Origin of the sequence: Vibrio sp. 10N.261.46.E11 (assembly GCF_041472735.1) — a bacterium.
Lineage (GTDB): Bacteria > Pseudomonadota > Gammaproteobacteria > Enterobacterales > Vibrionaceae > Vibrio.
Genome location: NZ_JBFRQW010000002.1, coordinates 109,039 through 133,122, shown reverse-complemented (window position 1 = coordinate 133,122; position 24,084 = coordinate 109,039). Strand labels below are relative to the sequence as shown.

Here is a 24,084-nt window from a genome sequence, read left to right as displayed (position 1 = left end):
CATTAATCGTCTTTTAACGATTATGGAAAGCGAAACATCAATATGAACGAAACTTGCTCTACAACTGGTGGCTGTGCTCTGCCAATCGGACATAGTGATGTCGAAGCTGAAAAGCAAATGGCAACTCTAGCGAAAGCGCTCGCTCACCCGGCAAGAGTTCGTATATTGAGTATCCTTTCAACATTAGAAAAATCGGGCGGCTGCTTAAACAGTGATCTGGTAAGTGAATTGGGTTTGGCCCAATCAACAGTATCAGAGCACCTAAGAATCTTAAAAACCTCAGGCTTCATCACTGCTGAGTCGATACCACCTAAGATGTGCTATCGCATTAACCGAGATAATATTCAGCAATTTGAATCGCTTATCGACACCATTTTAAAATAGATTAACCACGCTTAGTTTGTCGAACACAATAAACTAAGCGTATGTTTTTTTCTTTAAACATCGCATTTCGACGATTAACGATACCAACAAAAGAGATAATATAATGAAACCAAAATTAGGTTTTCTCGATCGCTACTTAACGCTGTGGATCTTCATCGCCATGGGCATTGGTGTACTACTTGGCACCTTGTTCCCACAAATTGAACAGTGGAACGAATCCATGTCTGTTGGCACAACCAATATTCCACTGGCAATTGGCCTTATATTAATGATGTATCCACCTTTGGCTAAGGTTAACTACAACCTATTAGGCACTGTGGTCAAAGATAAGAAAGCCATCAAGCTGTCTCTGATCATGAACTGGGTTGTCGGTCCTATTCTAATGTTCGTGTTGGCACTGACTTTCTTGGGTGATCACCCTGGTTACATGGTGGGGGTGATTCTGATTGGTCTTGCTCGTTGTGTGGCGATGGTTCTGGTTTGGAATGATATCGGCGGCGGTAACAAAGAGTACGGCGCAGCTTTAGTTGCTTTGAACAGCGCATTCCAAGTCGTGACTTACAGCTTTATGGCGTGGTTATTCATCAGCGTTCTACCGCCTGTATTTGGTTATGAAGGCATGATGGTTGATATCTCAATGATCGATATTGCACACAGTGTACTTATCTATTTAGGTATCCCATTCCTAGCAGGCTTCTTAAGCCGTAAGATCCTAGTGTCGATGAAAGGCGAGCAGTGGTACAACGATGTGTTTATTCCACGCATCTCACCAATCACACTGATTGCACTACTGGCAACGATCGTTCTGATGTTCAGCCTAAAAGGCGAAATGATTGTTGAACTGCCAATGGACGTATTGTTGATTGCTGTTCCACTGACTATCTACTTCACAGCAATGTTCTTCATCAGCTTCTTCATTGGCAAGAAGATGGGCATTGAGTACGACAAGAACGCGTCAATCGCATTCACAGCGACAGGCAACAACTTCGAGCTAGCGATTGCAGTCGCTATCTCAGTATTCGGTATTAACTCAGACCAAGCGTTTGCAGGCGTTATCGGCCCACTGATTGAAGTACCCGTGCTGATTTACCTAGTGAACGTTGCGCTTAAAATGAAAGACAAGTACTACAACGGTCTGACGGTTAAATCTAGCGTATAACATCTACATTTAGAGCTAACAAAAAGCAGCATAACTTTGAACAGAAAGGCTCACTCGTTAAACGGTGAGCCTTTTTTTTGTTCAATCTCGGCCAATATTAAGTTTCGTCCAGCTTACGTTTCGTCTAATAGGCCTTTCAGGGCTTGTTCAAGCCAAAGTAGTGCAGGACCTTTTGAGCGTGTTTTAGACAGAACAAGATCAACGGGCGGCGACCATGTTTTGTGATCGAATGAGACATTAATCTCCACTAAACGCTGTTTATTCAGCTCCTCTTCGACAAGGTGCTTAGGTAAATATGCCCATCCAATATCACTGCCGAGGACCATCTCTTTGATCACAATAAAGCTGTTTGACCACCATACCTTTCCGGCAATTAGCGGAAACTGATCCATCACCTTGCCTTTGTCTCCCCTCAACATTAATTGACGATGCGGGAGTAAATCAGAAAGCTTCGCGACACTCGTTTGTGCAAGCGAGTGACTAGGATGACACACGGTAATAAACGGCAAGTGGCCGATAAAGCAAGGCTCAGAGCCGACGTCCAAAGCTGAGTTGGTAAACATCAATCCAATGTCGGCTCTCTCTTCGATAATCAACGGGTTGACCTCTGTTGTAGTACACGCAACCAGTTCAACTTCAGTCGCAGGGAATCGTTTACTGAATTCACTAAGGATCTTAGATAGGTTCGGGAGCAATAATGAATCATCTAATGCAATTTTGATGAGCCCTTCTTCACCGCTACCCATCGCATTAACCGTTACGTTCAGATCTTCAACCTGAAGTACGATCGCTTTCACTTGTTTAAATAACTGCTCACCCGCTTTGGTTAGTGAAGGCTTTCGAGTTGAACGGTCGAAAAGCTCAACATTAAAATCTATTTCAAGATTACTGATGCCTTGGCTCACCGCCGACTGTACCTTACCCAAATGACGAGCACTGGCAGAAAATGACCCTAATTCAACGGCATACACAAACATCTTCAGCTGTTCTATGTTGTACATTCGGTATCTCCCAAGACTTACTATCACTACATGTGATGTTAACTATCTTTATATTATCACTTAATAAGATATTATCTAGCCAAGTCATTAGCCCATAGAGGCTAGAAAACATAAAGAGAGTAAAAAGATGTCACATAAAGAACGCATGTTGCACATGGTGCTATTTGAATTAGTTGCTTTGGTTTTGATGGCAGGGCTTGCAACCTATATTACAGGAAACGGCGCAGGTGAAATGGCAGGCCTAGCACTCGCTATGTCACTAATAGCAATGGGTTGGAACTACGTCTACAACTACGGTTACGACAAGATTTACGGCAATGACCGCAGTAAACGAACCAAGAAAACACGTATTCTGCACGGCTTAGGTTTCGAACTGGGTTTGATGCTGGTGACGTTCCCGCTACTGATGTGGGTACTTCAACTCGATTTTTGGACGGTATTAGTGATGGATATCGGGATTGTTATCTTCTTCGTACTTTACGCGATTGCGTTCAACTGGGCGTATGACTCGATTCGAGCTCAGTTGGTTGCGAAAGGAAAAGTTGCAGCTCTGGTTTAGAGCTATAAGTTCTTAACTTATAACAAGAACAAACACCTAAATTGAAACTGCCAAACGACAACTTAGTTGGCAGTTTATTCATTTATGCATATAAGCTCATTTGTTAACGCCCTTGTTACATAGCAAAAACATCACACAGCCCTCCCTAATTAAGTCTAATTATCCACCACTCACGAAGTAGCGTCACAAATCCAAACAGAAACTCCTCGTACCAGTTGCGCATTCATTTACATATAGGTAGTTTGAGCGGCTTCGCAACCTATCAATTCGAGCAAAGACGTTCATGCGAGCATCTTTTTCGAGCAAAAGTGTTCGGATTAACATTTCAAGTGACTTTAATTAACAATTTTATGCTCAAACGCTCACTTTTGATGTTCGTTTATTTTCGAGTTCGCAAATATATGCACAATACACGTGCTAGATAAGCAAACTAACAAGGACTCGAACATGACAACAAACAAACACCCTTCTTTATTTGGGCAATGCTTGGCTGAATTTATCGGTACAGGATTACTCATATTCTTTGGCGTTGGCTGTGTGGCAGCACTGGTATTAACCGGTGCAACATTCGGACAATGGGAAATCAGCATCATCTGGGGCTTCGGTGTTGCGATTGCAATTTACTGTACTGCCGGCGTTTCAGGCGCACACATCAACCCAGCCGTAACGATTGCACTGGCCATGTTCCATGGCTTTGATAAAGCGAAAGTGGTGCCTTACATCATTTCGCAACTGCTTGGCGCATTCTGCTCTGCTGCGCTGGTATACAGCCTGTACAGCAACCTATTTACTGATTACGAAATCGCACATAACTTTGTTCGTAGCAGCCAAGACGCACTATCAACAGCAGGTATTTTCTCAACATACCCACATGCTTCACTCTCTTTCTTAGGCGCTTTTGCTGTGGAATTCGTGATTACCACTGTGTTGATGTTTGCCATTTTGGCGCTAGGTGATGAGAACAACGGCGCATCTCGCGGTGCAATGAACCCTCTATTGATCGGTATTCTTATTGCGGTAATTGGTGGTTCTTTAGGTCCACTGACTGGCTTTGCAATGAACCCTGCTCGTGACTTCGGGCCAAAACTTTTTGCTTACTTTGCAGGTTGGGATTTCGCACTAAGCGGTGCTCGTGATATTCCTTACTTCATCGTTCCAATTCTTGCTCCAATTGCTGGTGCGTGTTTTGGTGGTTGGTTGTACCCACGTGTTATTGGTGCTTACCTACCAGTAGAAGGCCAAGGCTGCACAATTCCAAACCAATGTGAAACAGAAGAAGAAGCTGAACAAGCTCAAGCTTAATTCCTAAGCGACCCTACATTTACTAAAATATAAATAACAAAAGAAAAAGGATTCTTACCATGACCGAGCAAAAATACATTGTTGCCCTAGACCAAGGCACCACAAGCTCTCGCGCTGTAATCCTCGACCACGATGCAAACATCGTAAGCTCTTCTCAACGAGAATTTACTCAAATCTACCCGAAAGCGGGCTGGGTTGAGCATGATCCAATGGAAATCTGGGCGACTCAAAGCTCTACATTGGTTGAAGCTCTTGCTAAAGCAGGCATTCGCAGCGATGAGCTAGCGGGCATTGGTATCACTAACCAACGTGAAACCACCATTGTTTGGAACAAAGAGACAGGCAAGCCTGTTTATAACGCAATTGTATGGCAGTGTCGTCGTACAGCAGATATCTGTGAAGACCTAAAAGCACGAGGCCTAGAAGACTACGTACGTGACAATACAGGTTTAGTCCTTGACCCGTATTTCTCAGGTACCAAAGTAAAATGGATTCTAGATAACGTAGAAGGCGCTCGCGAAGATGCTGAAGCTGGCAAACTACTGTTCGGTACGGTTGATACTTGGTTAGTTTGGAAAATGACTCAAGGACGTGTACACGTTACTGATTACACCAACGCGTCACGTACTATGTTGTTCAACATCAACGACCTATGCTGGGATAAGAAGCTACTTGATGAAATGGGCATTCCAGCAATCATGATGCCTGAAGTGAAACGCTCTTCTGAGGTTTACGGTCAAACGAACCTGGGTGGTAAAGGCGGTACTCGTATCCCTATCGCTGGTATTGCAGGTGACCAACAAGCTGCACTTTACGGTCAAATGTGTGTAGAAGCAGGCCAAGCGAAGAATACTTACGGCACAGGTTGTTTCCTTCTAATGAACACTGGGCAAGAGAAAGTAACGTCTAAAAACGGTCTACTAACAACACTGGCATGTGGTCCTAAAGGTGAGCCTGCATACGCACTTGAAGGTGCAGTATTCATGGGTGGCGCATCAATCCAATGGCTACGTGATGAAATGAAGCTGCTGGCTGGCGCAGAAGACTCTGAGTACTTCGCAACCAAAGTAGACTCTTCAAACGGCGTTTACGTAGTCCCTGCGTTTACTGGTTTAGGCGCTCCATACTGGGATGCTTACGCTCGCGGTACGATTGTCGGCCTGACTCGTGGTGTTAACTCTAACCACATCATCCGTGCAACGCTGGAAGGTATTGCTTACCAAACGCGTGACGTACTAGATGCGATGCAAGCTGACTCAGGCATCAAGCTAGCGAACCTACGTGTTGATGGCGGCGCAGTAGCGAACAACTTCCTAATGCAGTTCCAATCAGACGTGCTGGATACTGAAGTTCACCGCCCTGAAGTAACAGAAGTAACCGCTCTGGGTGCCGCTTACCTTGCTGGCCTAGCGGTTGGTTTCTGGGACAGCATTGATGAGCTTCAAGACAAAGCCGTTCTTGACAGCACGTTCATGCCACACCACGACGAAGAGAAGCGTAACCGCCGTTACAAAGGTTGGAAACGTGCTATCAAGTGTGCACAGGTTTGGTCTGAACTGCACGATGACGACGAAGAGTAATCTGAGCGTGAGTTAACAGAGGAGCACGAATAATCCCTTATTAATCGATTCGATTGTTCGAACCTCAGCAAACGAAACTAAAAAGAGCACTATTTTGTGCTCTTTTTTGCGTTTCAGGCTCAAATTCCATGTTTTGACCAGCGTTTTTGCGGTTTAGACATGATTCCTTACCATCATTACTTCTCTCTTTTCATCAATTCGAGCACAATAGCGTGAGTTTATATTTTCGATTTTGACGCGCTAGAGCCCTTTGCGCGCAGGGAGTGGTAAGTTAAGTGAAGCAGATACCAAGACACCAGCAGATTGTAGATCTGGTAAAAACACAAGGATATGTGAGTACCGAAGAGCTCGTTGAAAAGTTCGATGTTAGCCCACAAACCATCAGACGAGACCTCAATGAACTTGCCGATAGCAACAAAATCCGTCGCTATCACGGTGGTGCAACCATTCCTTTAAGCTCGGAAAATACCTCTTATAACACGCGTAAAGCGCTTAACTTCAACGAAAAAGACGTGATCGCCGACGAACTGGTTAAACATATCCCAGATGGTGCAACCCTGTTTGTTGATATAGGCACTACACCAGAATCGGTCGCCCGCGCACTCAACAAAAATCACAAACAATTGAGAGTCGTGACCAACAACATCAATGTTGCGAGCATCCTTCTACCGAACCCAGAGATCAAGGTTATCTTGGCGGGCGGTGAAGTACGTAACCGCGATGGTGGCATTGTCGGTGAAGCGACACTCGATTTCGTGAAGCAGTTCCGCCTTGATTTCGGTATCTTGGGGATAAGTGGCATCGACTTTGATGGCTCATTGCTCGATTTTGACTATCACGAAGTTCGTGTGAAACAAGCCATCATCGAAAACAGTCGCAGCATCTTCTTAGCCGTCGACCACACTAAGTTTGGCCGTAATGCGATGGTTAAGCTTGGTAATATCTCTCAAGCGCACATGGTATTTACCAACAAGCAGCCACCGGAAGAGATTCTCAACATCCTTAAAGATTCAGACATTCCGTTAGAAGTGATCGATACCGCTCGTCCTATGAGCGAATAAATCAAAACAACAGCTCAGTGACGGCACTTTCTTAAATGAATTTCGATTCTTTATAGAAAAGTTAAAAAAGTAAAACTTGCTCGCTTCCACTGTCGCTTCTATGCTCGAATTAGACTTATTTGAACCTCTGCTTTCATAAGCAGAGGTTTTTTTATGCGTAAATCACAGAAAACGCGCATAAACGAAAATAATAAATGACCGCAAACGAAAGTTCATATAGGATTCAATTATGTTCTAAAATGCTCGTTCGCTCAGAAAGAGGTCAAAATCATGAGTGCTCAACAAAATAATTCAAACAACAGTACATCTTCCACTTTAGACTTGATCGTGATTGGCGGCGGCATCAATGGTGCTGGCATTGCGGCAGATGCAGCAGGTCGTGGTTTAAACGTAGGCTTATACGAAGCAAATGATTTTGCCTCTGCGACGTCTTCTGCCAGCTCAAAACTTATCCATGGCGGCCTACGCTACCTTGAACATTACGAATTTCGTTTGGTTTCGGAAGCACTCGCTGAACGTGAAGTATTGTTAAGAAAAGCGCCTCACGTTGCTCAGCCAATGCGTTTCCGTTTACCTCATCGACCATTTTTACGCCCAGCTTGGATGATCCGCTGTGGCCTATTCCTTTACGATAACTTGGGTAAGCGCACTACTCTTCCTGGAAGTAAGACAGTCAACCTAGCAAAATCAGGGCTACTGAAACCAGAAATGAAGACAGGCTTCGAATACTCAGATTGCTGGGTGGATGATGCGCGTATGGTATTGCTCAACGTGTTGGCAGCAAAAGCAAACAACGCAGAAGTACGTAACTACTGCCGTGTTGAAAAAGCGCACCGTGAAGGTGGTATTTGGCATGTAACAATCCTTGATGTCATGACAAACCAACGCTTTGAACGCAAAGCAAAAGCGCTTGTTAACGCTGCAGGCCCTTGGGTTAAACAGTTCTTTGATGATGGCCTAGAGCAGGCTTCGCCTCGTAATATTCGTCTGATCAAAGGCTCACACATTGTTGTGCCACGCATTCATGACGAACCACAAGCGTACATTCTGCAAAACAAAGACAATCGTATTGTGTTCATGATCCCTTACCTAGATAAATTCTCGATCATCGGCACTACCGACCTTGAATACAAAGGCGACCCACGTAACGTCGCAATTGATGATGTCGAAGTGGATTACTTGATTGATATCGTTAACCAACACTTTGTTAATCAGCTTAGTCGTGAAGACGTGGTTTGGACATACAGTGGCGTAAGACCGCTTTGTGACGACGAATCTGATTCACCACAAGCGATCACTCGTGACTACACGTTGGAATTGGACGCAGAGCTGGATCAAGCACCTTTGCTTTCGGTTTTCGGTGGCAAGTTAACCACTTATCGAAAACTCGGCGAAGCGGCACTTAAGAAGCTTGAGCCACACCTAACCAACATGGGGGCACCATGGACAGCTAACGACACGCTTCCAGGTGGTAACTTTAGTTGTAGCAGAGAGCAGCTTGCGAAGATGATCCACACTAAATACCCTTGGGCATCTGAAGCGCTATTACTTCGTTACGTGACTCAATTCGGTACTTACACGTGGAAGCTACTGGAAGGCGCAACTAGCGAAGCTGACCTTGGTATCCAATTCTCAAACGAAGCGCATGGCGTTTATCAAGTTGAGATCGATTACTTGATCAATGAAGAGATGGCGATGACTGACGAAGACATCTTGTGGCGCAGAACCAAGCTTGGTCTGTACATGAGTGAATCAGAGCAGCATGCAGTAACTGATTACCTGAAAGAGAAACTACAAAGCAAGGTAGTGAGCTTTTCTCAAGTAGGCTAACCCCACCAGCCTAAGCATGGCTCAAGAACACACTTAACAACGAAGCTTAGCGTCCCCCGCGCTAAGCTTTTTTATACCCACCTTATTTACAAAACCATAGTGCTAATTGAGTTTTCCTATATCTACGGTTTATTGTATCCAAATATTCTTATGCGTTGAAATAGAGACTGGAACGCAGAAACGAAAAAAACTCCCTAAGGAGTTTTTTTCGTCTCAATCTGCAATTCGCTAACTAACTATTTAATTTAGCTATTCAGCAAAATAACCCGCTAGCTAGGCAATTAAGCGAGCATACAGTGAATCTTTAAGCTCAGAACGATCATGTTTCAATTGGTGCATCGAGCCGTCATCAATGGGTGAATCTTTCAGCTCTAGTTTACGAATCTCTTTATCAAGGTTGTCGTATGTCTTCATATCTTCTGCAAAGCCATCGTCAGTTTTAGCAAGCTCAGCAATTTTGTCTTTCATTTCAGGAAATTCGTGAACAAGAGAGTGATTTTCACCTAGCATAGAAACCTCTTAAGTTGAGTAAAGTGATTGGTAGTACACATTCACTATTTACCTTAGCAAGGGACTCAAATAACAAATGAGATCCAGTACACAGCCTAGAATATAGACAATTCAGATTCACAAATTTACAACACGAGTCGGTTGGGGTACGTTGTTTTACATAGAAGAAAGCCGGACCTACCGCTAAAGCCTTGCTTAATGAAAAAAGTATCGCTTCATTAGTCAACGAACCTATGTTTACAAAAAGCAGAACTTCAATTTCTCAAAGTTCAGCTTTCTAAGTTCGTTATTGTTTACGCTCTGCGCTTTTTCACTCATTGGCGATTTAAATGCTCACTTAATCGAGCCTTTTTCAACCTTAGTAAACGGTGTCGATTTCCACTTGTCTGTTATGACCTCTTCACCGGGCGTGTACATGCGTAACACTGAATACCATTGGTGATCGGGGATAGGTAAGAAGTTAGGCTCATCTTCATGCCCTTTTACATCACTACTCATGTAAATGGTGTAGCTGCCATCAGCATTGGGCGTTAACGTTCTGTCTCCACGAGAATGACGATTTAAGTCATTTTGCTCCATCAATCGGGTTTCACCACTGTAGGCAGTGTATGACCAAAAACCACCCTCCTCTAGCGGTGGCGCATCGAAGGTCACAGTGTAATCATATTTTCCGCCATCGAGCGCACCACCTTCACTATCAAAGAAGTCACCGCTATACATAGTGTGCTTTGCAGGCAGCCCCCATTGGCCCATTAACGTACCGTAGGCGTGTTGAAAGCTTGGAACCTTGGTCATTTCATCACGAGTACCTAATACGTCACGTGAATCATCAAAGCCCGCATTAATGATTCGTTCTAGCCCTTCTTTTTGGCCAGACTCGATCATACGAAGCTGCTCTACCGTAAATGGATGATTGGCTTTGCCTAAATCAGAGTCACCTAAACCAAGTTGCTTAAATTGCTCAAGAAGCTTTTGGTCATGTACCTTCATCGTTCCTTCAGACAAGATAAAATTGGTTCGTTCGACCCAATTAGAGTCTTCAGGATCAGGATACTCGCGAACAACGGGCTCTGGACCTTTCTGACCTAAGTATTCCGACAACGTCCTAATGTTCCATTGATCCATTAGCTTTTGAGCGGTTGCAGAATCGTCACCGCCAAGATCCATGATTCGACCCATCATCTTGACTAGCGGGTGCTCGACATAGATGACTTGGTCGACACTCGCAGGGACTTCACCTTTCCACCCTTCAACTGCATACATGAAACTGCCACCTTTTGTGCCTCGCTGTGGAGAGCCAAAAGCCGAGTCAGTAAAGTGCTGCATATTCATGGTATGGAACAGCCAATATCGATTTTCATCATGGTCTGGAATCGTAATGATGACCGGCTCTGCTGCTAGGTCCATCCACCCCATCAAGTGTAACGTGTCATTGTTAATCGTCGGGTGCGCAGTGTAAGTGTCGTCAGCAAGTATGCGGATATTTTGAAATTGATTTAAAGGGTAGTTTTGCTCAACGACGGTTTTGTAAAAGTATTTGTAGGCTTCATCTATCGAGTACGCATACTCGTAGGCAAGTTGTGCCAATAGCTGATTGTCTTTTTTGAGCGACGCTAAGCTCGCCATTTCGACGGGTAAAGTCTCCGTTTTTATCCCAATAGCGGTGTTTGTCGCTATGGTTGTTTTTGTTGCAACGGTTGTTGCTAAAACTGCGCTCGTAGCATCCACTGATTGGCTCGCAAATACCGGAGACGGAAGTGCAACCATGAAAGCACAAGCCAGTGCTGTCGCAAGTCTATTTTTTTTCATCATTGGATATCCCAACTAAAAGGAGTGCGAAAGGTGTGCTTGTTACAGCACACCTGCATGAGTCGTATTTGGCGTTAGTCAGCAACCACTGATTTGTCTGCCATACCAATACCACCAGCCTTCTGTCTTGGTGGAAACGCTTCAAGAGACTTCTGATATTTCGCGGCTGCTTTGTGCAGTTTTGGTAATACCCAAGACTTCTCTTTCATCCATAAGAACCAACCTCGAGTATCAGGGCTGCGCTCGTAAGGGTCAGCCTTGATGTTAATCAGCATCCCTAGCGGCCACTCTTCAGGCGGCGCAATCCACTCCGTTTTGGTTTTTAGGTGCACTTTCCAGTCATCAACTCGGAACGCATTCAAATCTTGTTCGTTGTAGAAGAAGAACTCATGACGTTGACTCGGCTCGCCTTTGGTCAACATATCCAGCTGGTTATAACCATCCAAGTGGACTTGGTAACGCTCGCCGTTTAACTCTTTTCCATCAAGCAGCTCTTGCTTAATGTCGCCTTCACCCACTGCAGCCATAATGGTTGGCACCCAGTCTTCAGATGTCATGAAGCCATCGGTGTATTCACCTTGAGGGATTTTATCTGGCCAGCTGACCAGCATAGGCACACGGAAACCGCCATCCCATGTCGTGCCTTTTTGTCCTCTGAATGAGGCAGAGCCTGAATCAGGCCAGTGATCTAGGTTTACGCCGTTGTCAGAGGTGAAGAGAATGATGGTGTTGTCGATTTCGCCCAAGTCTTCAAGCTTATCGAGTAACACACCGATCTGGTCATCCAGTTCGATCAAGCCATCGTAGTAGGTGTTGATTTGGCTCGCGCCTTGATATTCCGGACGTACGTGCGTTTTTTGGTGCATACGAGTCGGGTTGTACCACATGAAGTAAGGTTGTTCGTCTTTCTCCGCTTCATGTCTATCAAGCCAATTTGTAGCAAACTCTAAAAATTCGCCATCAACGGTTTGCATGCGTTTAGCGCCTAAAGGACCTTTATCTTCAATCGTTTGCTTTCCAACCACACCAAACCTTGGGTCTTCTTGCATGTCCACACTCTCGGTAGCGATAGTGTGAAGAACGTTACGAGGGCGTCCTCTGAAGTTAGGGTCTGTTCGGAATTCAGGCTGTTCAGGCATCTCCATAACATTAAGGTGGTAAAGGAAACCGAAGAATTCATCAAAGCCGTGCACCGTTGGCAGGTGACTATTGTTATCGCCTAAGTGACTTTTACCGACATGCACGGTCGCATAGCCTTTGTCTTTCAACATTTCGGCTAGGGTTGGATCTTCTTTTTGAAGGCCAAGTGAAGAGCCCGGCTGACCGACAGACGTTAAGCCTGTTCTGAATGGATATTGACCCGTGATAAAGGCAGATCGCCCCGCAGTAGAACTGCCTTGTGCGTAGTAATCGCTGACCATCATGCCGCGTTCGGCAATTCGATCAATGTTCGGCGTATCCACCGCGCCTAAACCACGGTGGTAAGCAGACAGATCCGTTGGGCTCACATCATCGAGCATGATGGCAACCACGTTGGGTTGGCTCGCTGCGTGTACATTGACGCTCGCCAGTACCGAAAGCGCCAGAGCGGATTTAACAAAAGACTTATACATTTATAACCCTCATTCACTATGAGTAAATCGCTGAAGTCACAACGAAAATTGTGCATGTCTCAGCGAACCATTGTTGAGGTAAATGGTATAAGAAAGACGCCAAAAATGGCTTGATAGCCACTATTACGATTCTTAATAGTGGCCGTTAGAAAGGGGAGTTATTTAAAGGGAATAGTAGCGTGATGCTAGGATTGAATAATCGACGTGATTTCTTTTTGAAGCCAATCCGTGAACGGATTATTGCGGTTTGCTTGATGAGTAAACAGTGCCAATTCTCGACGATAGGTATCTTTCAATAGTTCCGGCGGTAAATCGATACAACGATAAGAGTGATCAAGCAAATAGCGGCATCTCGACGATGTTACATAGATGAAGTCGCTGTCCTTAACGACTTCTAGCATCAAATTCATATTGTTGCTTCTGAGCCCGATGTGTTTATCTAAGTCGTATTTTTTGATCAACATTTCCGTCTTGGTCGGCTGAATGTAACCAGGGATCATATTGATACAGAGTGGGTATTTCAGAATGTCCTCAAGGGAGTTGCCTTGAATTGGGTGGTCTGCTCTTAGCACCAACATGAACTTATCAAAGCCAACTGGGCGTTCAGTCAGGGTTTTATTGACGTCCATAGGAAGATAGCTCACTCCCCAACACATTCGGTTGGTCTCTAGAGACTGGACGCCATTATCTAACCAAGGTGAGCATTGGAACGTCACTTGCGGCGCTTCTTTGGTCAGCTTTTTGATTAGTGGCACACCCACTGGGATCAACAGCGGGGAAGGCAGCATGATTTGAACCTCCCCTCTTAAATCTTCCAAGCCCCACTCATCATTGGGTATGTAAAGGTTGTCTAGCTGTTCTAATAGTAGAGGCAAGGTTTCGATGAGCTTCAAGCATTTTGGGGTGGGTTCAAGCCTTGCTTTATCTCTAACAAACAACTCATCATCAAATTGTTCTCTGAGCTTACGAAGCATGACACTGATCGTCGGCTGACTTACGTTCAAGGTTTTGGCTGCACTCACCGTTTGACGAGTTTCATTAAGCACCAAAATGAGCCGCAGTAAGTTTAGGTCTTTGGTCATGCCCTACTCCAAATGATTTAGAAAAGTGGAAAGTACGCTGGCGAATACCCTTTTTTCATCGCTTCTACCATAGGCAATAATTTGGGTAATGCGTGACGAAAAAACATCTCATACCCTTGGCATAAATGATTCATCGGACTGCCATCTTCGATTGTTGCTATTCTGTTTTTAGGACAACCACCTTGGCAGAGTTCAACAAAGTCACAACGTCGACAAGTGCTGTTTAACTCTTCATATTTGTTGGTGCCAAACGCGATTTGTTCTGGTGAGCTCGCCATGGTTGCAAGCTTATCACTGTTCATGGTGCCCAGTTGATGATCTTGATACCCATAATGGTCACAACTGTAAACATTGCCGTCATGCTCAACCATTAATTGCTGTCCACAAGTCGCGCTGTGATGGCACATTTGGCTTTGGTAACCCATCAATACCATTAGACAGTTTTCAAAAAACTGGATATACACTTTACCGACATCATTGGCGCTCCATGCATCAAACAAATCACAAAGAAATTGCCCCCATTGCTCACCGGTTAACGACCAATCATGCCCTGTTCGCCTGTCCAACTCATGATCGATACAAGGCTGAAACTGCATGTAACCACTGCCATTTTCAACCAAAAACTGATAGATCGTTTTACCGTATTTGTAGGTTTTATTGTTCACGACCGTTAACGTATTAAAATCAACATTGTGCTTCTTTAGATAAGACATCCCACGCATTGTGCGTTCAAAAGACGACTCGCCATTTTTGTCGATCCGAGCGATGTCATTCAGGATATTGGGCCCGTCGATACTAATGCCCATCATGAAATTGTGTTTAGCAAAGAAACTCGCCCAACGATCGTTAATCATGGTTCCATTGGTCTGCATCGTATTCACGACGAGCTTGGTAGTCGCTTTGCTTGCCTGCGTTTTCATCGCAGCTTCATAGAAATCGAGCCCTCTTAACATAGGCTCGCCACCATGCCAGATAAAGTCCACTTGCTGATCTTTCATTGGCTGCGCGTCGATATGAGCACCGACAATTTTCTCCATCATGTCCAGAGACATTGAAGACCTCTTATCGACATCTTGTCTATTAAGATAATAGCAGTAGCTACAATCCAAATTACATTGAGCCCCTTCTGCTTTAATGAATAAGCTAAAAGGATAAGTAGATGTGTTCATATCGATTCCCGTACTTTTTTGCCAACATATCAACCGAAAATCAATCAAACAATAGCGCCTCACGCCCCCTACCTGCACACGTCGTAGAGTCGCTTCACCACCCTAAAATAATGTTAACTAAAACAAATACTTGAGTGGTAAAATTAGACTATTAACATCCTTAATATCGGCTATTACACTCCTTAATCTCACTTGCTCATATGATAAATGCCTAATTCTGTTCCTACGATCTAAGGTGTTCTATGAGAAAGCTCCTCTATAAGAAAAGTGTACTGACCAGTTTAGTGTGTTCTTTATCCAGTATTATCGCGATGCCATCCCTTGCCCAACAATCTATTAATCCTGAAGAAGAGCTCGCTTACAATCTAGGTGTTCAAGCATTTATCTATGGTACGGGTCCATTAACCGTGGCTGCGGTTAGGCAAACGACCACATCTGTTGATGCGCCGATGGACAACGCTATGGCACCATTGAATGAGATGGGTAAAACACGCGTTCTATCCGGACCTCAGGATAGGATTGTACCGACCGTCAACAACGATACGCTCTACTCACAAGCTCACTACGATCTGGATTTATCAGGTCCAATGGTGATTGATATTCCTCGCACCGATAACCGTTACTACATTGTTCAGCTATTGGATGCTTACTCAGATTCGATTGAAGATCTGCACGTGAAGAATGTAGGCGACCAAGGTTCAAAAGTGCTTTTGGTCAACAAAGGATGGGCTGGTGAAGTACCAGAGGGAATTGATCGTGTCGTAGAATCTCGCACTCCTATGGTTTGGTTGATTCAACGAACGGGCGTGTTTGGCGAGCAAGACCTCAATGACGCACTGGTTATTCACGATAAATTCCTCAGCTACCCACTCGATCAACTCGGCGCAGCGCATGACATCGTAGAGCTCAAAGCTTCGACAGGTCGTATCCCACCCATGGCGAGGCCTGAAGGGCTAGAGTGGTATTCGCTAATTGACCGTGAACTACGAAAAAACCCGATTCCAGAAGATGCTGCCATCGTTGATCAATTCCAACAAATTGGTATTGGAGGATCGACCCCCTTTAACCCTGAAGCGCTAACCTCAGCACAGAAAAAAGGGCTAATGCGCGCGATTGAGTCTTCACAACAGATCATTCAATACGCTGGTCGAAGCATCGGCGATGTCAATAATGGCTGGTCGATGATGTACGAGGGTGGCCGCTACGGAAATGATTACCTGAGCCGAGCGAGCATCAATATGCGTGCGGCTGGTTTGAATGTACCAGAGCGAGCACTCTACCCAAATCGATACACAGACTCGAATGGCGAGCAACTGTCGGGATCCAATCAATATCGAATGACCATGCCTGCCGATGCACCCGCTGACGCCTTTTGGTCTTTGACCATGTACGACGCTAAAAACCTGTTCATGGTTGAGAACTTCATTCAACGCTACTCCATTTCAACCAATCGTAAAGATGAGCTGAAATACGCAGAAGACGGCACCTTACCAATATGCATTCAATACGTAAAACCAACCGATCCGACGTGTAACTGGCTGCCTGCACCTCAAGATGATTTCTATCTTCACATGCGTCTGTATGAGCCGACTCAAGCCGTTCTCGACAATGAATATCCACTGCCACAAGTTGAAAAACTTTAGCCTCAATTAGCTCAGTTAAGCCAATTGCCACGGGGATTTAAGGTGCGCTCGTGGCAATGGCTTCTCTCTCGAAGAGCATGGCTCAAACTGTTAGAAACACGAATCAAATGACTAGAAACATAACTCATACCCTGAAAATGAGGTCATCTTCTTGAAAAGATCTTTCATCACACTGTCTCTGTTGGTAGCAGGGACAGTCAGCTCTCTCGCACATGCGGGAGGATTAAACCTATCTCAGATTGCGACAACCAAAAGCGTTGGCACAGCAGGTGTTGGAAACGTAACCGCGAACGACGCGTCAGCAGTGGTCACCAATGCTGCAGGGTTATCGGCCATTGAAGAAAGCGCTTGGATTCTCGGTGTTCAATACCTCGATGTTGAAACCACTTTTGTTCGTGATGACAACTCAGCTTCGACCACGGGAAGCAGCGCGGACGTTCTCCCTCATTTGTCTTACGCCTCAAGAGTCAATGACCAATGGGTTCTTGGTGCAGCATTGCACGCAGCTGGCGGCACTGGCGTTGAATACTCACACGGCGTTGGCGCGCACCCCGCTTTATTGATCAAAGAAAATAGCATTTCCGCACTCAACTTAACGTCGTCATTGTCGTATCAAGTTAATGAACAACTATCTCTTGGTGGTTCTTTGATATTGCAGCACGCAACGCTTGAAACTCAAGCTTTGAATGGTCGAGAACTCCAAGGAGATAGCCTTGATCTAGGGTTCGGCCTGAGTCTCAATCACCAAATAAGTGACAGCACACAATTGGGTATCAGTTATCAGGGCCAATTTAATCACGACCTTTCTCTTGATACCGCTAACGCTTTTGGAATTAGCTCTGAACTGACGTGGGTTCGAAGCTTAAACTTAGGGTTGAAGCATTCATTAAATGAAGATTTAAACCTTCTACTCAGCTCCAGCATGGAGACTTGGCAAGATTATGATGACAAATACTCAACCACCTATTCTCTTGGGGTTGGTGTGGAATACGCATATGAGGATTGGTTGCTGTACAGTGGTGTGAGCGGTGATACGAGCCCTGTAAGCAGTCAAAACAGAGATGTGTTACTCCCGCTCGATAAACAGTGGCGTATCGGATTCGGAGCTGAGAAAAAGATATCCAATGACTTGCATCTTGGGTTGAGCTACCAATACCAAGATTTAGGCCATGGTGAAATTAATGCTGACTCCGGATTGTTTCAGCCTTCTGGCAGCTATTCGACCAACAGAGTTCACTTCATCACTTTATCTCTTCGCCATTAAAGCGAACTCTTGAGCGTTCTATTTCTAGCTTCTAGCTTCTAGCTTCTAGCTTCTAGCTTCTAGCAGGAAACGGTACAAAAAAGAATTGTCTGTGAGAGCAATCCTTTTAAATTTATGAATATCATTCTGCCAACCAGAAAGGCTCTAACACCCTTTACGCTTATGGCAATTGTCGTTATTGTGATTTTCTACGTCATCATCACAAGGACTGTCTGATAGTTATGAACAGCACGATTGAAACTATTCTGGGGCACCGCTCCATTCGTCAATATACAAATCAACCGATTGAAAAAGCACAACTTGATGTGATTATTCAGGCTGGTCTCGCGGCTTCATCATCGAGCTTACTGCAGGCTGTTTCTATCGTGAGAGTGACAGACAAAGAAAAGCGTAAGCTACTAGCCGAATACGCAGGCAACCAAGCTTATGTAGAAAATGCAGCTGAGTTTTTGGTGTTCTGTATCGACTATCAACGCCACGCTCAGATTAACCCTGAAGTGAAAACCGACTTTACTGAACTGACCCTGATTGGCGCAGTAGATTCTGGCATCATGGCGCAAAATTGCATGCTGGCTGCTGAATCACTCGGCTTAGGTGGTGTGTATATTGGTGGGCTGCGTAACAGCGCACAACAAGTCGATGAACTGTTAGCACTACCACAACACACCGCCGTGTTGTTTGGGATGTGTTTAGGCCACCCAGCACAGCAACCAGAGGTTAAGCCTCGCCTTCCTGTTCACGTAGTCATGCACGAAAACCAATACCAGCCGCTGAGCCTAGATGACATTGCCAGCTACGATGATTCGATGCAAAGCTACTACGCAAACCGTTCAAGTAATCAAAAGCAAAGCAGTTGGTCACAGCAGATCACACAAAAGCTGTCTGGTGAATCTCGCCCTCATATTCTGCCTTACCTGAACAGTAAACAACTGACTAAGCGATAGGTCGAGAGAAGCACTAAAGACAGAAAAAGATTCCTATGAACGAGCTCCGTTTTCGTCATCACAAACAAAAATGTCAGCGTATTATGCGCTGACATTTTTCTTTTCTATAAGGTCGATTCCCTTAGAGATATTTCTCTATTGGTAGCAGCTGTAGGAAGCCTGATTGCATGCGCTCCCACTTGCCTGTTTCTGGTTCGCTGTCCCAACTTTGGTCACCTGAGTACCAATACACGTCACCATCTTCAAGTTCCAAGCGCCAACTGTTGTCTTCAATCATCGCCTGTTCGATGGTTTCAGCTAGCGTTTCAGCTATCGCTTTGTTCTCGATGATTAGCACCGATTCCGTGTTTAGGTAGGTCGAACGCAGGTTGAAGTTAAATGAGCCAATACTCGCAATACTGCGGTCAAATACGACAGATTTAGCATGCAGGCCATAAGCTGTTTCAGGCGCACATTTCGACACGTCTTGGGTAGACGCTTCACACAGCTTGGAATCTGGTTTCAACTCAAACAAGTCGATTCCATGCTCCAGCATGTCGTAGCGTCGACCCGCGTAAGCAGAGTGATTGGTCACCAAGTCATTCGAGGCCATAGAGTTAGTTAGCGCTTTTATTTCAACGCCCTTATTGTTCAACACTTGCCACGCTTCGAGTTGACCATCATCGAATACAAGGTAAGCCGATTCCAACAAGATCTCTTGTTTCGATTCGCTTGCAAGCTGTCCTAAAAGAACCGCCGTTGCTTTCGGTTGATCAGTATTATCTGAGTCAACAGGCACAGGGCGATCATAAGCGAAACTGGCATTAACCCAAGTCATCTCGTCAAGAACCTCTTTCAACAGGCTCTCTGACGCTTCACGATTTAGTGGTAACTCTGGGTAGTTTTTGTATTGTGGAACGGTTATATCATCAATCTTTGAAAGATCCGGTTGCTCATCGTCACTCAACATATCGACTGGATAAGACCAACGGCTGTCCCAATATTCAATAAAGCTGGTCTGGATCGTGGTAACGACTGAACCCATCACCAATACATCACGATCTCGGAAGTTGATCTCGTCAGAAAGGTCGAAATATTCATCACCAATGTTACGCCCGCCCACCACAGACAAGGTGCCATCGACAGTAAACGACTTGTTGTGCATACGGCGGTTTAGGCGAGAGAAATCGCCAAGGAAGCTCAGCCATTTACTAAAACCATGGCGCGTTGGTGTTGGGTTGAAGATTCGGATCTCAACGTTTTGGTGTGCATCCAGTGCCGATAATAGGCCTTCACGCTCGTTAAGGTTGATGTCATCCAACATCACTCGAACCTTAACACCACGATCAGCTGCGGCTAACAAACGGCTGGCTAGATACCTGCCCGATTCGTCAGAGTTCCAGATGTAATATTGAATATCGATGGTGTGTTCTGCACTTTCAACCAACGCCAAACGCTGTGCTAATGCATCCCAACCGGATTCTTGTAAACGAACGGCGGTAGTTGCCAGCTCTGATTCTTCTGATTGATATTCACCCACTAAAACCGACAAAGAGCTTGGTCCATAAGAGGTGTACGGTTCTGCTGGGTGGTCGATGCCTTCTGGTAATGAAGAACAGCCGCCAAGAATGGCGACTAAAATTAAGGTTAAACTGATGCGTTGGAGCACAGGCATGTGTCAGACTTCCTTTTCACGGTGACGTCTTTAGAAACTGTCCCGACAGCTTTGCTATTAACAAACTGTTCAGGTCTATTCATTGATTATTACCGCTAAAGCCTGAAATTTATAGGTAATTATCCAGTATAAATGAAACATCAACGATCCATTGTGAGTAACACAACACCAAAACGCTCCCTTCTCCATTTAACCTTTGTTCTGAAATTACTGCGATTTCAGCTGTTCGATACCCAAGCAATAAAGGCTTAAAGGCTTTCTTACCATCCCAACAGTGATCTGAATTCTATCTGGGTTGCAGCTCAGTGCTAGCGCGTAGCCATGCAGATAGTCCACCAGCAAATGAAGGGCGTTTTCGGTTTGTTCGGCAGTTAGATTCAAAGGGCTCAACACCGCTTCAAAGCGCTCGCTAAACACCTCAACGGGGCCCAGAGATTTCATTGTGAGCAGGGTTTCTAACAATCCACGATAGTCATTCAATACAGATAAATAACTTACACTAAGTTGATAAAGATTCTCTTGCCACACTTGGTTTTGCTGAGGCAGCACGACGTCACTTACCAAAGAGACCGTAATCGATTCCAAGAGATCGTTTTTATTCTTGAAGTAATGGTATATCGCCATCGCATCCACACCGAGTTCTGTCGCTAGCCCTCGAATACTCGGCACTTTTCCAGTATCGCGCATCATGCTTTTTGCTGTATCTAAGATCTTCTCAGCGCTGAGTTGGCTTGATCCACTCTTTGGTCGACCTCGTTTTTGATCCTTGACAGTCATAACACCACCTTTTAAACTCAATATTCTACACTGTAGAATATTTTAATTTATTACCGTGTAAATGCCAAGTTCCTGTTCAATTTCGGAGTTAAAAATGTCAAATATTGTCTTTATCGGTGCAAGTCTTGATGGTTACATTGCAGACAAACAAGGTGGTCTAGACTGGCTACAAGCAATCCCAAACCCAGAAGGTGATGACATGGGCTACAACGCCCATACTGATCGTATTGATGCTTTGGTCATGGGCCGCAACACGATGGAAATGGTGTTGAGCTTCGGCATTGATTGGCCTTACAGCAAACCGGTATATGTACTGAGTAACGCCTTGACGGAAGTGCCAAAGGAACTGGAAAGTAAAGTGTTCTTGATGAAGGGCGAGCTTAAACAGATTGTCGCGGATTTGAATAAAAAGGGCCTAAAGAACCTGTACATTGATGGCGGCGTCACCATTCAAAACTTCCTCAAAGAAGACCTGATTGATGAGCTGATCATCTCGACGATTCCTGTCGTTCTTGGTGGTGGTTCTCCTTTGTTTGGTGATTTAGTTTCCCCTCTCGACTTTACATTGAAAGGCGTCACGACTTACCTAGATGAAGTTGTACAAACTCATTACTTACGCAAGCGTTAAGCTATTGTTCATATAAAGGGAATGTAACGATCAACACTGAAAACAGTGTTCACGCTGCATAACCTTTATAGTCCCTACCAAAACCTCCCCTAAAGTAGTACCATTTAGCGTATCTCATTCTTAATGGTATCTGGGTCTTATGAAGCTTTTAGTCGATCGCACTGGTGAACAGTTTTTAGAAATTCTGGAAGAGTCGGGAGACAATCTGACGGTTCAATTCATTAGCAATGAAGGCAATCGAAAGGGTAAGCCGTTCCAAGATAGCTTGAGTGGCTTGTTCCTCACAGGTTGGAAGCCTCGCACGACCTCAACTGCAATTGGCCTAGAACGCTTTAAGCAAGGCAAGCTGCAAGATCCTAAAGTCAGTTTTGCCCTACACCAACTTTACCCTTTGGGTCGTGATGTAAAGTTACCTAGTGGGGAGATAGCGACAATAGCGAGTTACGCCAACACGCATGCCGACGGTTACTACATGTTTGTGCGTCTTAACGACGAATTGAAGCGCCTAAAAATAACGCCAGAATGGGAGCTGCTCCCTTCTGTTGTGAGATTAGCCCTGCCTTATTACCCAGCCCCAAGAAGTCAGCAAGAACTCGATAACATTGATGACTTCGATGCTTGGGCAGGCGGTTTTTAGCATTCTACTGTTTCCAGCTACCTCCCGTTGACTCGGTTTACTAGCAAGAATAGTTAAAATAAAGCCCAAAGCTGAAATGCCCCCCAATAGTTCGAGCTCTAATCTAATTAGGTTTCGACGCTAGTCGTTATCAATCGGCTTGAGAACTTTACATGGGTTACCCACAGCAACCACATTGGCAGGGATGTCTTTAGTTACCACACTGCCTGCGCCAATCACGCTGTTTTCGCCAATGGTGACGCCAGGACAGATGATTACACCGCCGCCAAGCCAAACATTGTTGCCGACGTTGATCGGTGTGCCAAACTCAACGCCCTCTTCAACTCGGCCTTTCACATCAAGTGGGTGACCTGCGGTCAGAATTTGAACGTTCGGACCAAGCAGCACATTGTCGCCAATCGTTACTTCAGCCACATCTAAAACGACGCAGTTAAAGTTAGCGTAAAAGTTCTTGCCCAATTTAATGTTTGAGCCATAGTCACATCGAAATGGGGGTTCTAAATAAGCGCCTTCGGAACCAGGGATCAAGGTATCAATTGCAGAGCGCCATTCGGGTGTGTCTGGAATACTGTTATTGAGCCTTTGAAGCACCTTACGACATTCGATACGCGCGGCATAAAGCTCTTTATCCCAAGCCTGATAAGGTTCACCCGATAGCATTTTTTGTTTTTCTGTTTTCACGTTACTTACCTGTTTTCAGATAACTTAGCTATTTTCATATTACTCAACTAGCCTCACATTACTTAACTAATGGTGGTCAATTCAACGACCAAAGAACGCAATATCGCACATCTAAATCACAGTGAATAAGGAGTGTTTGAGCATAATTTCAGAGATGCGCAGCTTATCACTTTTTGTAGATGGAAGATGAAATTCGAAGGGTAATAAATTAGCTTGGCGAATAAAACCACAGACTAATTAAACGGTAAGCTCCAAACGATTACCATCAGGATCGAGTATACAGCTTTCATAATAGCCATCGCCTGTTCTTCTAGGCCCATCTAGGCGTTCATAACCGTCTTCCACCAAGCGGCTTGTGAGTTCATCGACGGCTTGCTCCGATCCTAGTGAAATAGCCATATGAATGAAGCCTGTGAACTGATCATAGATGTCGTCTTTCGATTCAGGGACAGAGTCCATTTCCATGATCTCTAATCGGCTACCGCTATCAAAAGACAAAAAGTAAGACGTGAAGCCTTTGGCTGGGTTGTGATATTTCTGGTTAGACGTGGCACCAAAGTAATCTTCATAAAAGCGTTTAAGTGTTTCAAGTTGTTTGGTCCAAATCGCGATATGTTCGATCTTCATTTTAATCACCTAATGTTTACGTATAACACTAGATTACTCGCCAAATGAGGCGTGATAAACAGAACAGAACTCCTCATAAGTGTTCCTATTTAATGGCCAGTTCCGTTATCAAAATACCAACAATTAGCTGCACAGTATTAACATCTAAATTTGTGCAATGCATAGCTTTG

Annotated in this window: 22 protein-coding genes; 12 read left to right on the top strand and 10 right to left on the bottom strand. The window is 44.8% G+C overall.

What is annotated here, in order from left to right:
• The first annotated feature begins 42 nt into the window (after window positions 1-42).
• Both AB4407_RS01025 and arsB read left to right on the top strand, forming a co-directional pair.
• Window positions 43-384: an ArsR/SmtB family transcription factor gene (locus tag AB4407_RS01025; RefSeq protein ID WP_372117734.1), complete on the top strand. Its 342-nt coding sequence runs from the start codon at window positions 43-45 to the stop codon at window positions 382-384.
• 103 nt (window positions 385-487) lie between these two features.
• Window positions 488-1,543 carry an ACR3 family arsenite efflux transporter gene (gene arsB, locus AB4407_RS01020; protein ID WP_372117732.1) on the top strand — a complete coding sequence of 352 codons (1,056 nt, stop codon included), beginning with the start codon at window positions 488-490 and terminating at the stop codon, window positions 1,541-1,543.
• A 113-nt stretch (window positions 1,544-1,656) separates the two neighbouring features.
• On the opposite strand, the gene AB4407_RS01015 is transcribed toward arsB, so the two are convergent.
• Entirely contained in the window at window positions 1,657-2,544 is an 888-nt protein-coding gene (locus AB4407_RS01015; RefSeq protein ID WP_372117729.1) for a LysR family transcriptional regulator, read from the bottom strand.
• Between the two features lie 127 nt (window positions 2,545-2,671).
• Here AB4407_RS01015 and AB4407_RS01010 point away from each other — a divergent pair, with 127 nt between their 5' ends.
• The 5 genes from AB4407_RS01010 (at window position 2,672) to glpD (ending at window position 8,876) form a co-directional block, all read left to right on the top strand.
• Window positions 2,672-3,103 (top strand): PACE efflux transporter, encoded by a 432-nt coding sequence (locus AB4407_RS01010; protein ID WP_372117728.1) that lies wholly within the window; start codon window positions 2,672-2,674, stop codon window positions 3,101-3,103.
• A 447-nt stretch (window positions 3,104-3,550) separates the two neighbouring features.
• Entirely contained in the window at window positions 3,551-4,405 is an 855-nt protein-coding gene (locus tag AB4407_RS01005; protein ID WP_372117725.1) for an MIP/aquaporin family protein, read from the top strand.
• A 59-nt stretch (window positions 4,406-4,464) separates the two neighbouring features.
• Complete coding sequence (gene glpK / locus AB4407_RS01000) at window positions 4,465-5,985, top strand: glycerol kinase GlpK (protein WP_372117722.1); 1,521 nt, start codon at window positions 4,465-4,467, stop codon at window positions 5,983-5,985.
• 275 nt (window positions 5,986-6,260) lie between these two features.
• A complete protein-coding gene (locus AB4407_RS00995) occupies window positions 6,261-7,046 on the top strand; it encodes a DeoR/GlpR family transcriptional regulator (protein WP_048609889.1) in 786 nt (261 codons plus the stop codon).
• Window positions 7,047-7,316: 270 nt separating this feature from the next.
• Window positions 7,317-8,876, top strand: a complete 1,560-nt coding sequence (glpD, locus tag AB4407_RS00990) for a glycerol-3-phosphate dehydrogenase (protein ID WP_372117720.1) — start codon at window positions 7,317-7,319, stop codon at window positions 8,874-8,876.
• Between the two features lie 273 nt (window positions 8,877-9,149).
• Here glpD and AB4407_RS00985 read toward each other — a convergent pair whose 3' ends face one another.
• The 5 genes from AB4407_RS00985 to AB4407_RS00965 form a co-directional block, all read right to left on the bottom strand.
• Window positions 9,150-9,386, bottom strand: coding sequence for a YdcH family protein (locus AB4407_RS00985; RefSeq protein WP_372117717.1), 237 nt, complete (start codon window positions 9,384-9,386; stop codon window positions 9,150-9,152).
• Between the two features lie 333 nt (window positions 9,387-9,719).
• Entirely contained in the window at window positions 9,720-11,198 is a 1,479-nt protein-coding gene (locus AB4407_RS00980) for a DUF1254 domain-containing protein (RefSeq protein WP_372117715.1), read from the bottom strand.
• Window positions 11,199-11,269: 71 nt separating this feature from the next.
• Window positions 11,270-12,808, bottom strand: coding sequence for a sulfatase-like hydrolase/transferase (locus AB4407_RS00975; protein WP_372117713.1), 1,539 nt, complete (start codon window positions 12,806-12,808; stop codon window positions 11,270-11,272).
• Between the two features lie 185 nt (window positions 12,809-12,993).
• Window positions 12,994-13,890, bottom strand: coding sequence for a LysR family transcriptional regulator (locus tag AB4407_RS00970; RefSeq protein WP_372117710.1), 897 nt, complete (start codon window positions 13,888-13,890; stop codon window positions 12,994-12,996).
• Between the two features lie 17 nt (window positions 13,891-13,907).
• The gene (locus AB4407_RS00965) at window positions 13,908-15,059 is read right to left on the bottom strand and encodes an anaerobic sulfatase maturase (protein ID WP_372117708.1); all 1,152 of its coding nucleotides are present in this window, start codon (window positions 15,057-15,059) and stop codon (window positions 13,908-13,910) included.
• Window positions 15,060-15,301: 242 nt separating this feature from the next.
• Between AB4407_RS00965 and AB4407_RS00960 the strand changes: the two genes are divergently transcribed.
• The 3 genes from AB4407_RS00960 to nfsA all read left to right on the top strand — a co-directional run bounded on the left by AB4407_RS00960 (window position 15,302) and on the right by nfsA (window position 18,910).
• Window positions 15,302-16,702 (top strand): DUF1254 domain-containing protein, encoded by a 1,401-nt coding sequence (locus AB4407_RS00960; protein ID WP_372117705.1) that lies wholly within the window; start codon window positions 15,302-15,304, stop codon window positions 16,700-16,702.
• Window positions 16,703-16,853: 151 nt separating this feature from the next.
• Entirely contained in the window at window positions 16,854-17,966 is a 1,113-nt protein-coding gene (locus AB4407_RS00955) for an OmpP1/FadL family transporter (protein WP_372117702.1), read from the top strand.
• A 221-nt stretch (window positions 17,967-18,187) separates the two neighbouring features.
• On the top strand, window positions 18,188-18,910 hold the full coding sequence (gene nfsA / locus AB4407_RS00950) for an oxygen-insensitive NADPH nitroreductase (protein ID WP_372117699.1): 723 nt from the start codon (window positions 18,188-18,190) through the stop codon (window positions 18,908-18,910).
• Window positions 18,911-19,031: 121 nt separating this feature from the next.
• Here the strand turns inward: nfsA and AB4407_RS00945 are convergent, their stop codons facing one another.
• Window positions 19,032-20,564, bottom strand: a complete 1,533-nt coding sequence (locus AB4407_RS00945; RefSeq protein ID WP_372117697.1) for a phospholipase D family protein — start codon at window positions 20,562-20,564, stop codon at window positions 19,032-19,034.
• 207 nt (window positions 20,565-20,771) lie between these two features.
• Entirely contained in the window at window positions 20,772-21,341 is a 570-nt protein-coding gene (locus AB4407_RS00940) for a TetR/AcrR family transcriptional regulator (RefSeq protein ID WP_135442141.1), read from the bottom strand.
• 61 nt (window positions 21,342-21,402) lie between these two features.
• On the opposite strand from AB4407_RS00940, the gene AB4407_RS00935 reads away from it, so the two are divergent.
• Both AB4407_RS00935 and AB4407_RS00930 read left to right on the top strand, forming a co-directional pair.
• A complete protein-coding gene (locus tag AB4407_RS00935; RefSeq protein WP_372117694.1) occupies window positions 21,403-21,969 on the top strand; it encodes a dihydrofolate reductase family protein in 567 nt (188 codons plus the stop codon).
• 139 nt (window positions 21,970-22,108) lie between these two features.
• On the top strand, window positions 22,109-22,606 hold the full coding sequence (locus tag AB4407_RS00930) for a hypothetical protein (protein WP_372117691.1): 498 nt from the start codon (window positions 22,109-22,111) through the stop codon (window positions 22,604-22,606).
• Window positions 22,607-22,726: 120 nt separating this feature from the next.
• Here AB4407_RS00930 and AB4407_RS00925 read toward each other — a convergent pair whose 3' ends face one another.
• Window positions 22,727-23,287, bottom strand: coding sequence for a sugar O-acetyltransferase (locus AB4407_RS00925; RefSeq protein ID WP_372117688.1), 561 nt, complete (start codon window positions 23,285-23,287; stop codon window positions 22,727-22,729).
• A 237-nt stretch (window positions 23,288-23,524) separates the two neighbouring features.
• Entirely contained in the window at window positions 23,525-23,914 is a 390-nt protein-coding gene (locus AB4407_RS00920; protein WP_372117686.1) for a VOC family protein, read from the bottom strand.
• Between the last annotated feature and the right edge of the window lie 170 nt (window positions 23,915-24,084).

Excerpts from the sequence above, each read along its gene's own strand:
- AB4407_RS01025 (WP_372117734.1), top strand. The coding sequence starts at position 43 with ATGAACGAAACTTGCTCTACAACTGGTGGCTGTGCTCTGCCAATCGGA.
- arsB (WP_372117732.1), top strand. The coding sequence starts at position 488 with ATGAAACCAAAATTAGGTTTTCTCGATCGCTACTTAACGCTGTGGATC.
- AB4407_RS01015 (WP_372117729.1), bottom strand. The coding sequence starts at position 2,544 with ATGTACAACATAGAACAGCTGAAGATGTTTGTGTATGCCGTTGAATTA.
- AB4407_RS01010 (WP_372117728.1), top strand. The coding sequence starts at position 2,672 with ATGTCACATAAAGAACGCATGTTGCACATGGTGCTATTTGAATTAGTT.
- AB4407_RS01005 (WP_372117725.1), top strand. The coding sequence starts at position 3,551 with ATGACAACAAACAAACACCCTTCTTTATTTGGGCAATGCTTGGCTGAA.
- glpK (WP_372117722.1), top strand. The coding sequence starts at position 4,465 with ATGACCGAGCAAAAATACATTGTTGCCCTAGACCAAGGCACCACAAGC.
- glpD (WP_372117720.1), top strand. The coding sequence starts at position 7,317 with ATGAGTGCTCAACAAAATAATTCAAACAACAGTACATCTTCCACTTTA.
- AB4407_RS00985 (WP_372117717.1), bottom strand. The coding sequence starts at position 9,386 with ATGCTAGGTGAAAATCACTCTCTTGTTCACGAATTTCCTGAAATGAAA.
- AB4407_RS00980 (WP_372117715.1), bottom strand. The coding sequence starts at position 11,198 with ATGATGAAAAAAAATAGACTTGCGACAGCACTGGCTTGTGCTTTCATG.
- AB4407_RS00975 (WP_372117713.1), bottom strand. The coding sequence starts at position 12,808 with ATGTATAAGTCTTTTGTTAAATCCGCTCTGGCGCTTTCGGTACTGGCG.
- AB4407_RS00970 (WP_372117710.1), bottom strand. The coding sequence starts at position 13,890 with ATGACCAAAGACCTAAACTTACTGCGGCTCATTTTGGTGCTTAATGAA.
- AB4407_RS00965 (WP_372117708.1), bottom strand. The coding sequence starts at position 15,059 with ATGAACACATCTACTTATCCTTTTAGCTTATTCATTAAAGCAGAAGGG.
- AB4407_RS00960 (WP_372117705.1), top strand. The coding sequence starts at position 15,302 with ATGAGAAAGCTCCTCTATAAGAAAAGTGTACTGACCAGTTTAGTGTGT.
- nfsA (WP_372117699.1), top strand. The coding sequence starts at position 18,188 with ATGAACAGCACGATTGAAACTATTCTGGGGCACCGCTCCATTCGTCAA.
- AB4407_RS00945 (WP_372117697.1), bottom strand. The coding sequence starts at position 20,564 with ATGCCTGTGCTCCAACGCATCAGTTTAACCTTAATTTTAGTCGCCATT.
- AB4407_RS00940 (WP_135442141.1), bottom strand. The coding sequence starts at position 21,341 with ATGACTGTCAAGGATCAAAAACGAGGTCGACCAAAGAGTGGATCAAGC.
- AB4407_RS00935 (WP_372117694.1), top strand. The coding sequence starts at position 21,403 with ATGCCAAGTTCCTGTTCAATTTCGGAGTTAAAAATGTCAAATATTGTC.
- AB4407_RS00930 (WP_372117691.1), top strand. The coding sequence starts at position 22,109 with ATGAAGCTTTTAGTCGATCGCACTGGTGAACAGTTTTTAGAAATTCTG.
- AB4407_RS00920 (WP_372117686.1), bottom strand. The coding sequence starts at position 23,914 with ATGAAGATCGAACATATCGCGATTTGGACCAAACAACTTGAAACACTT.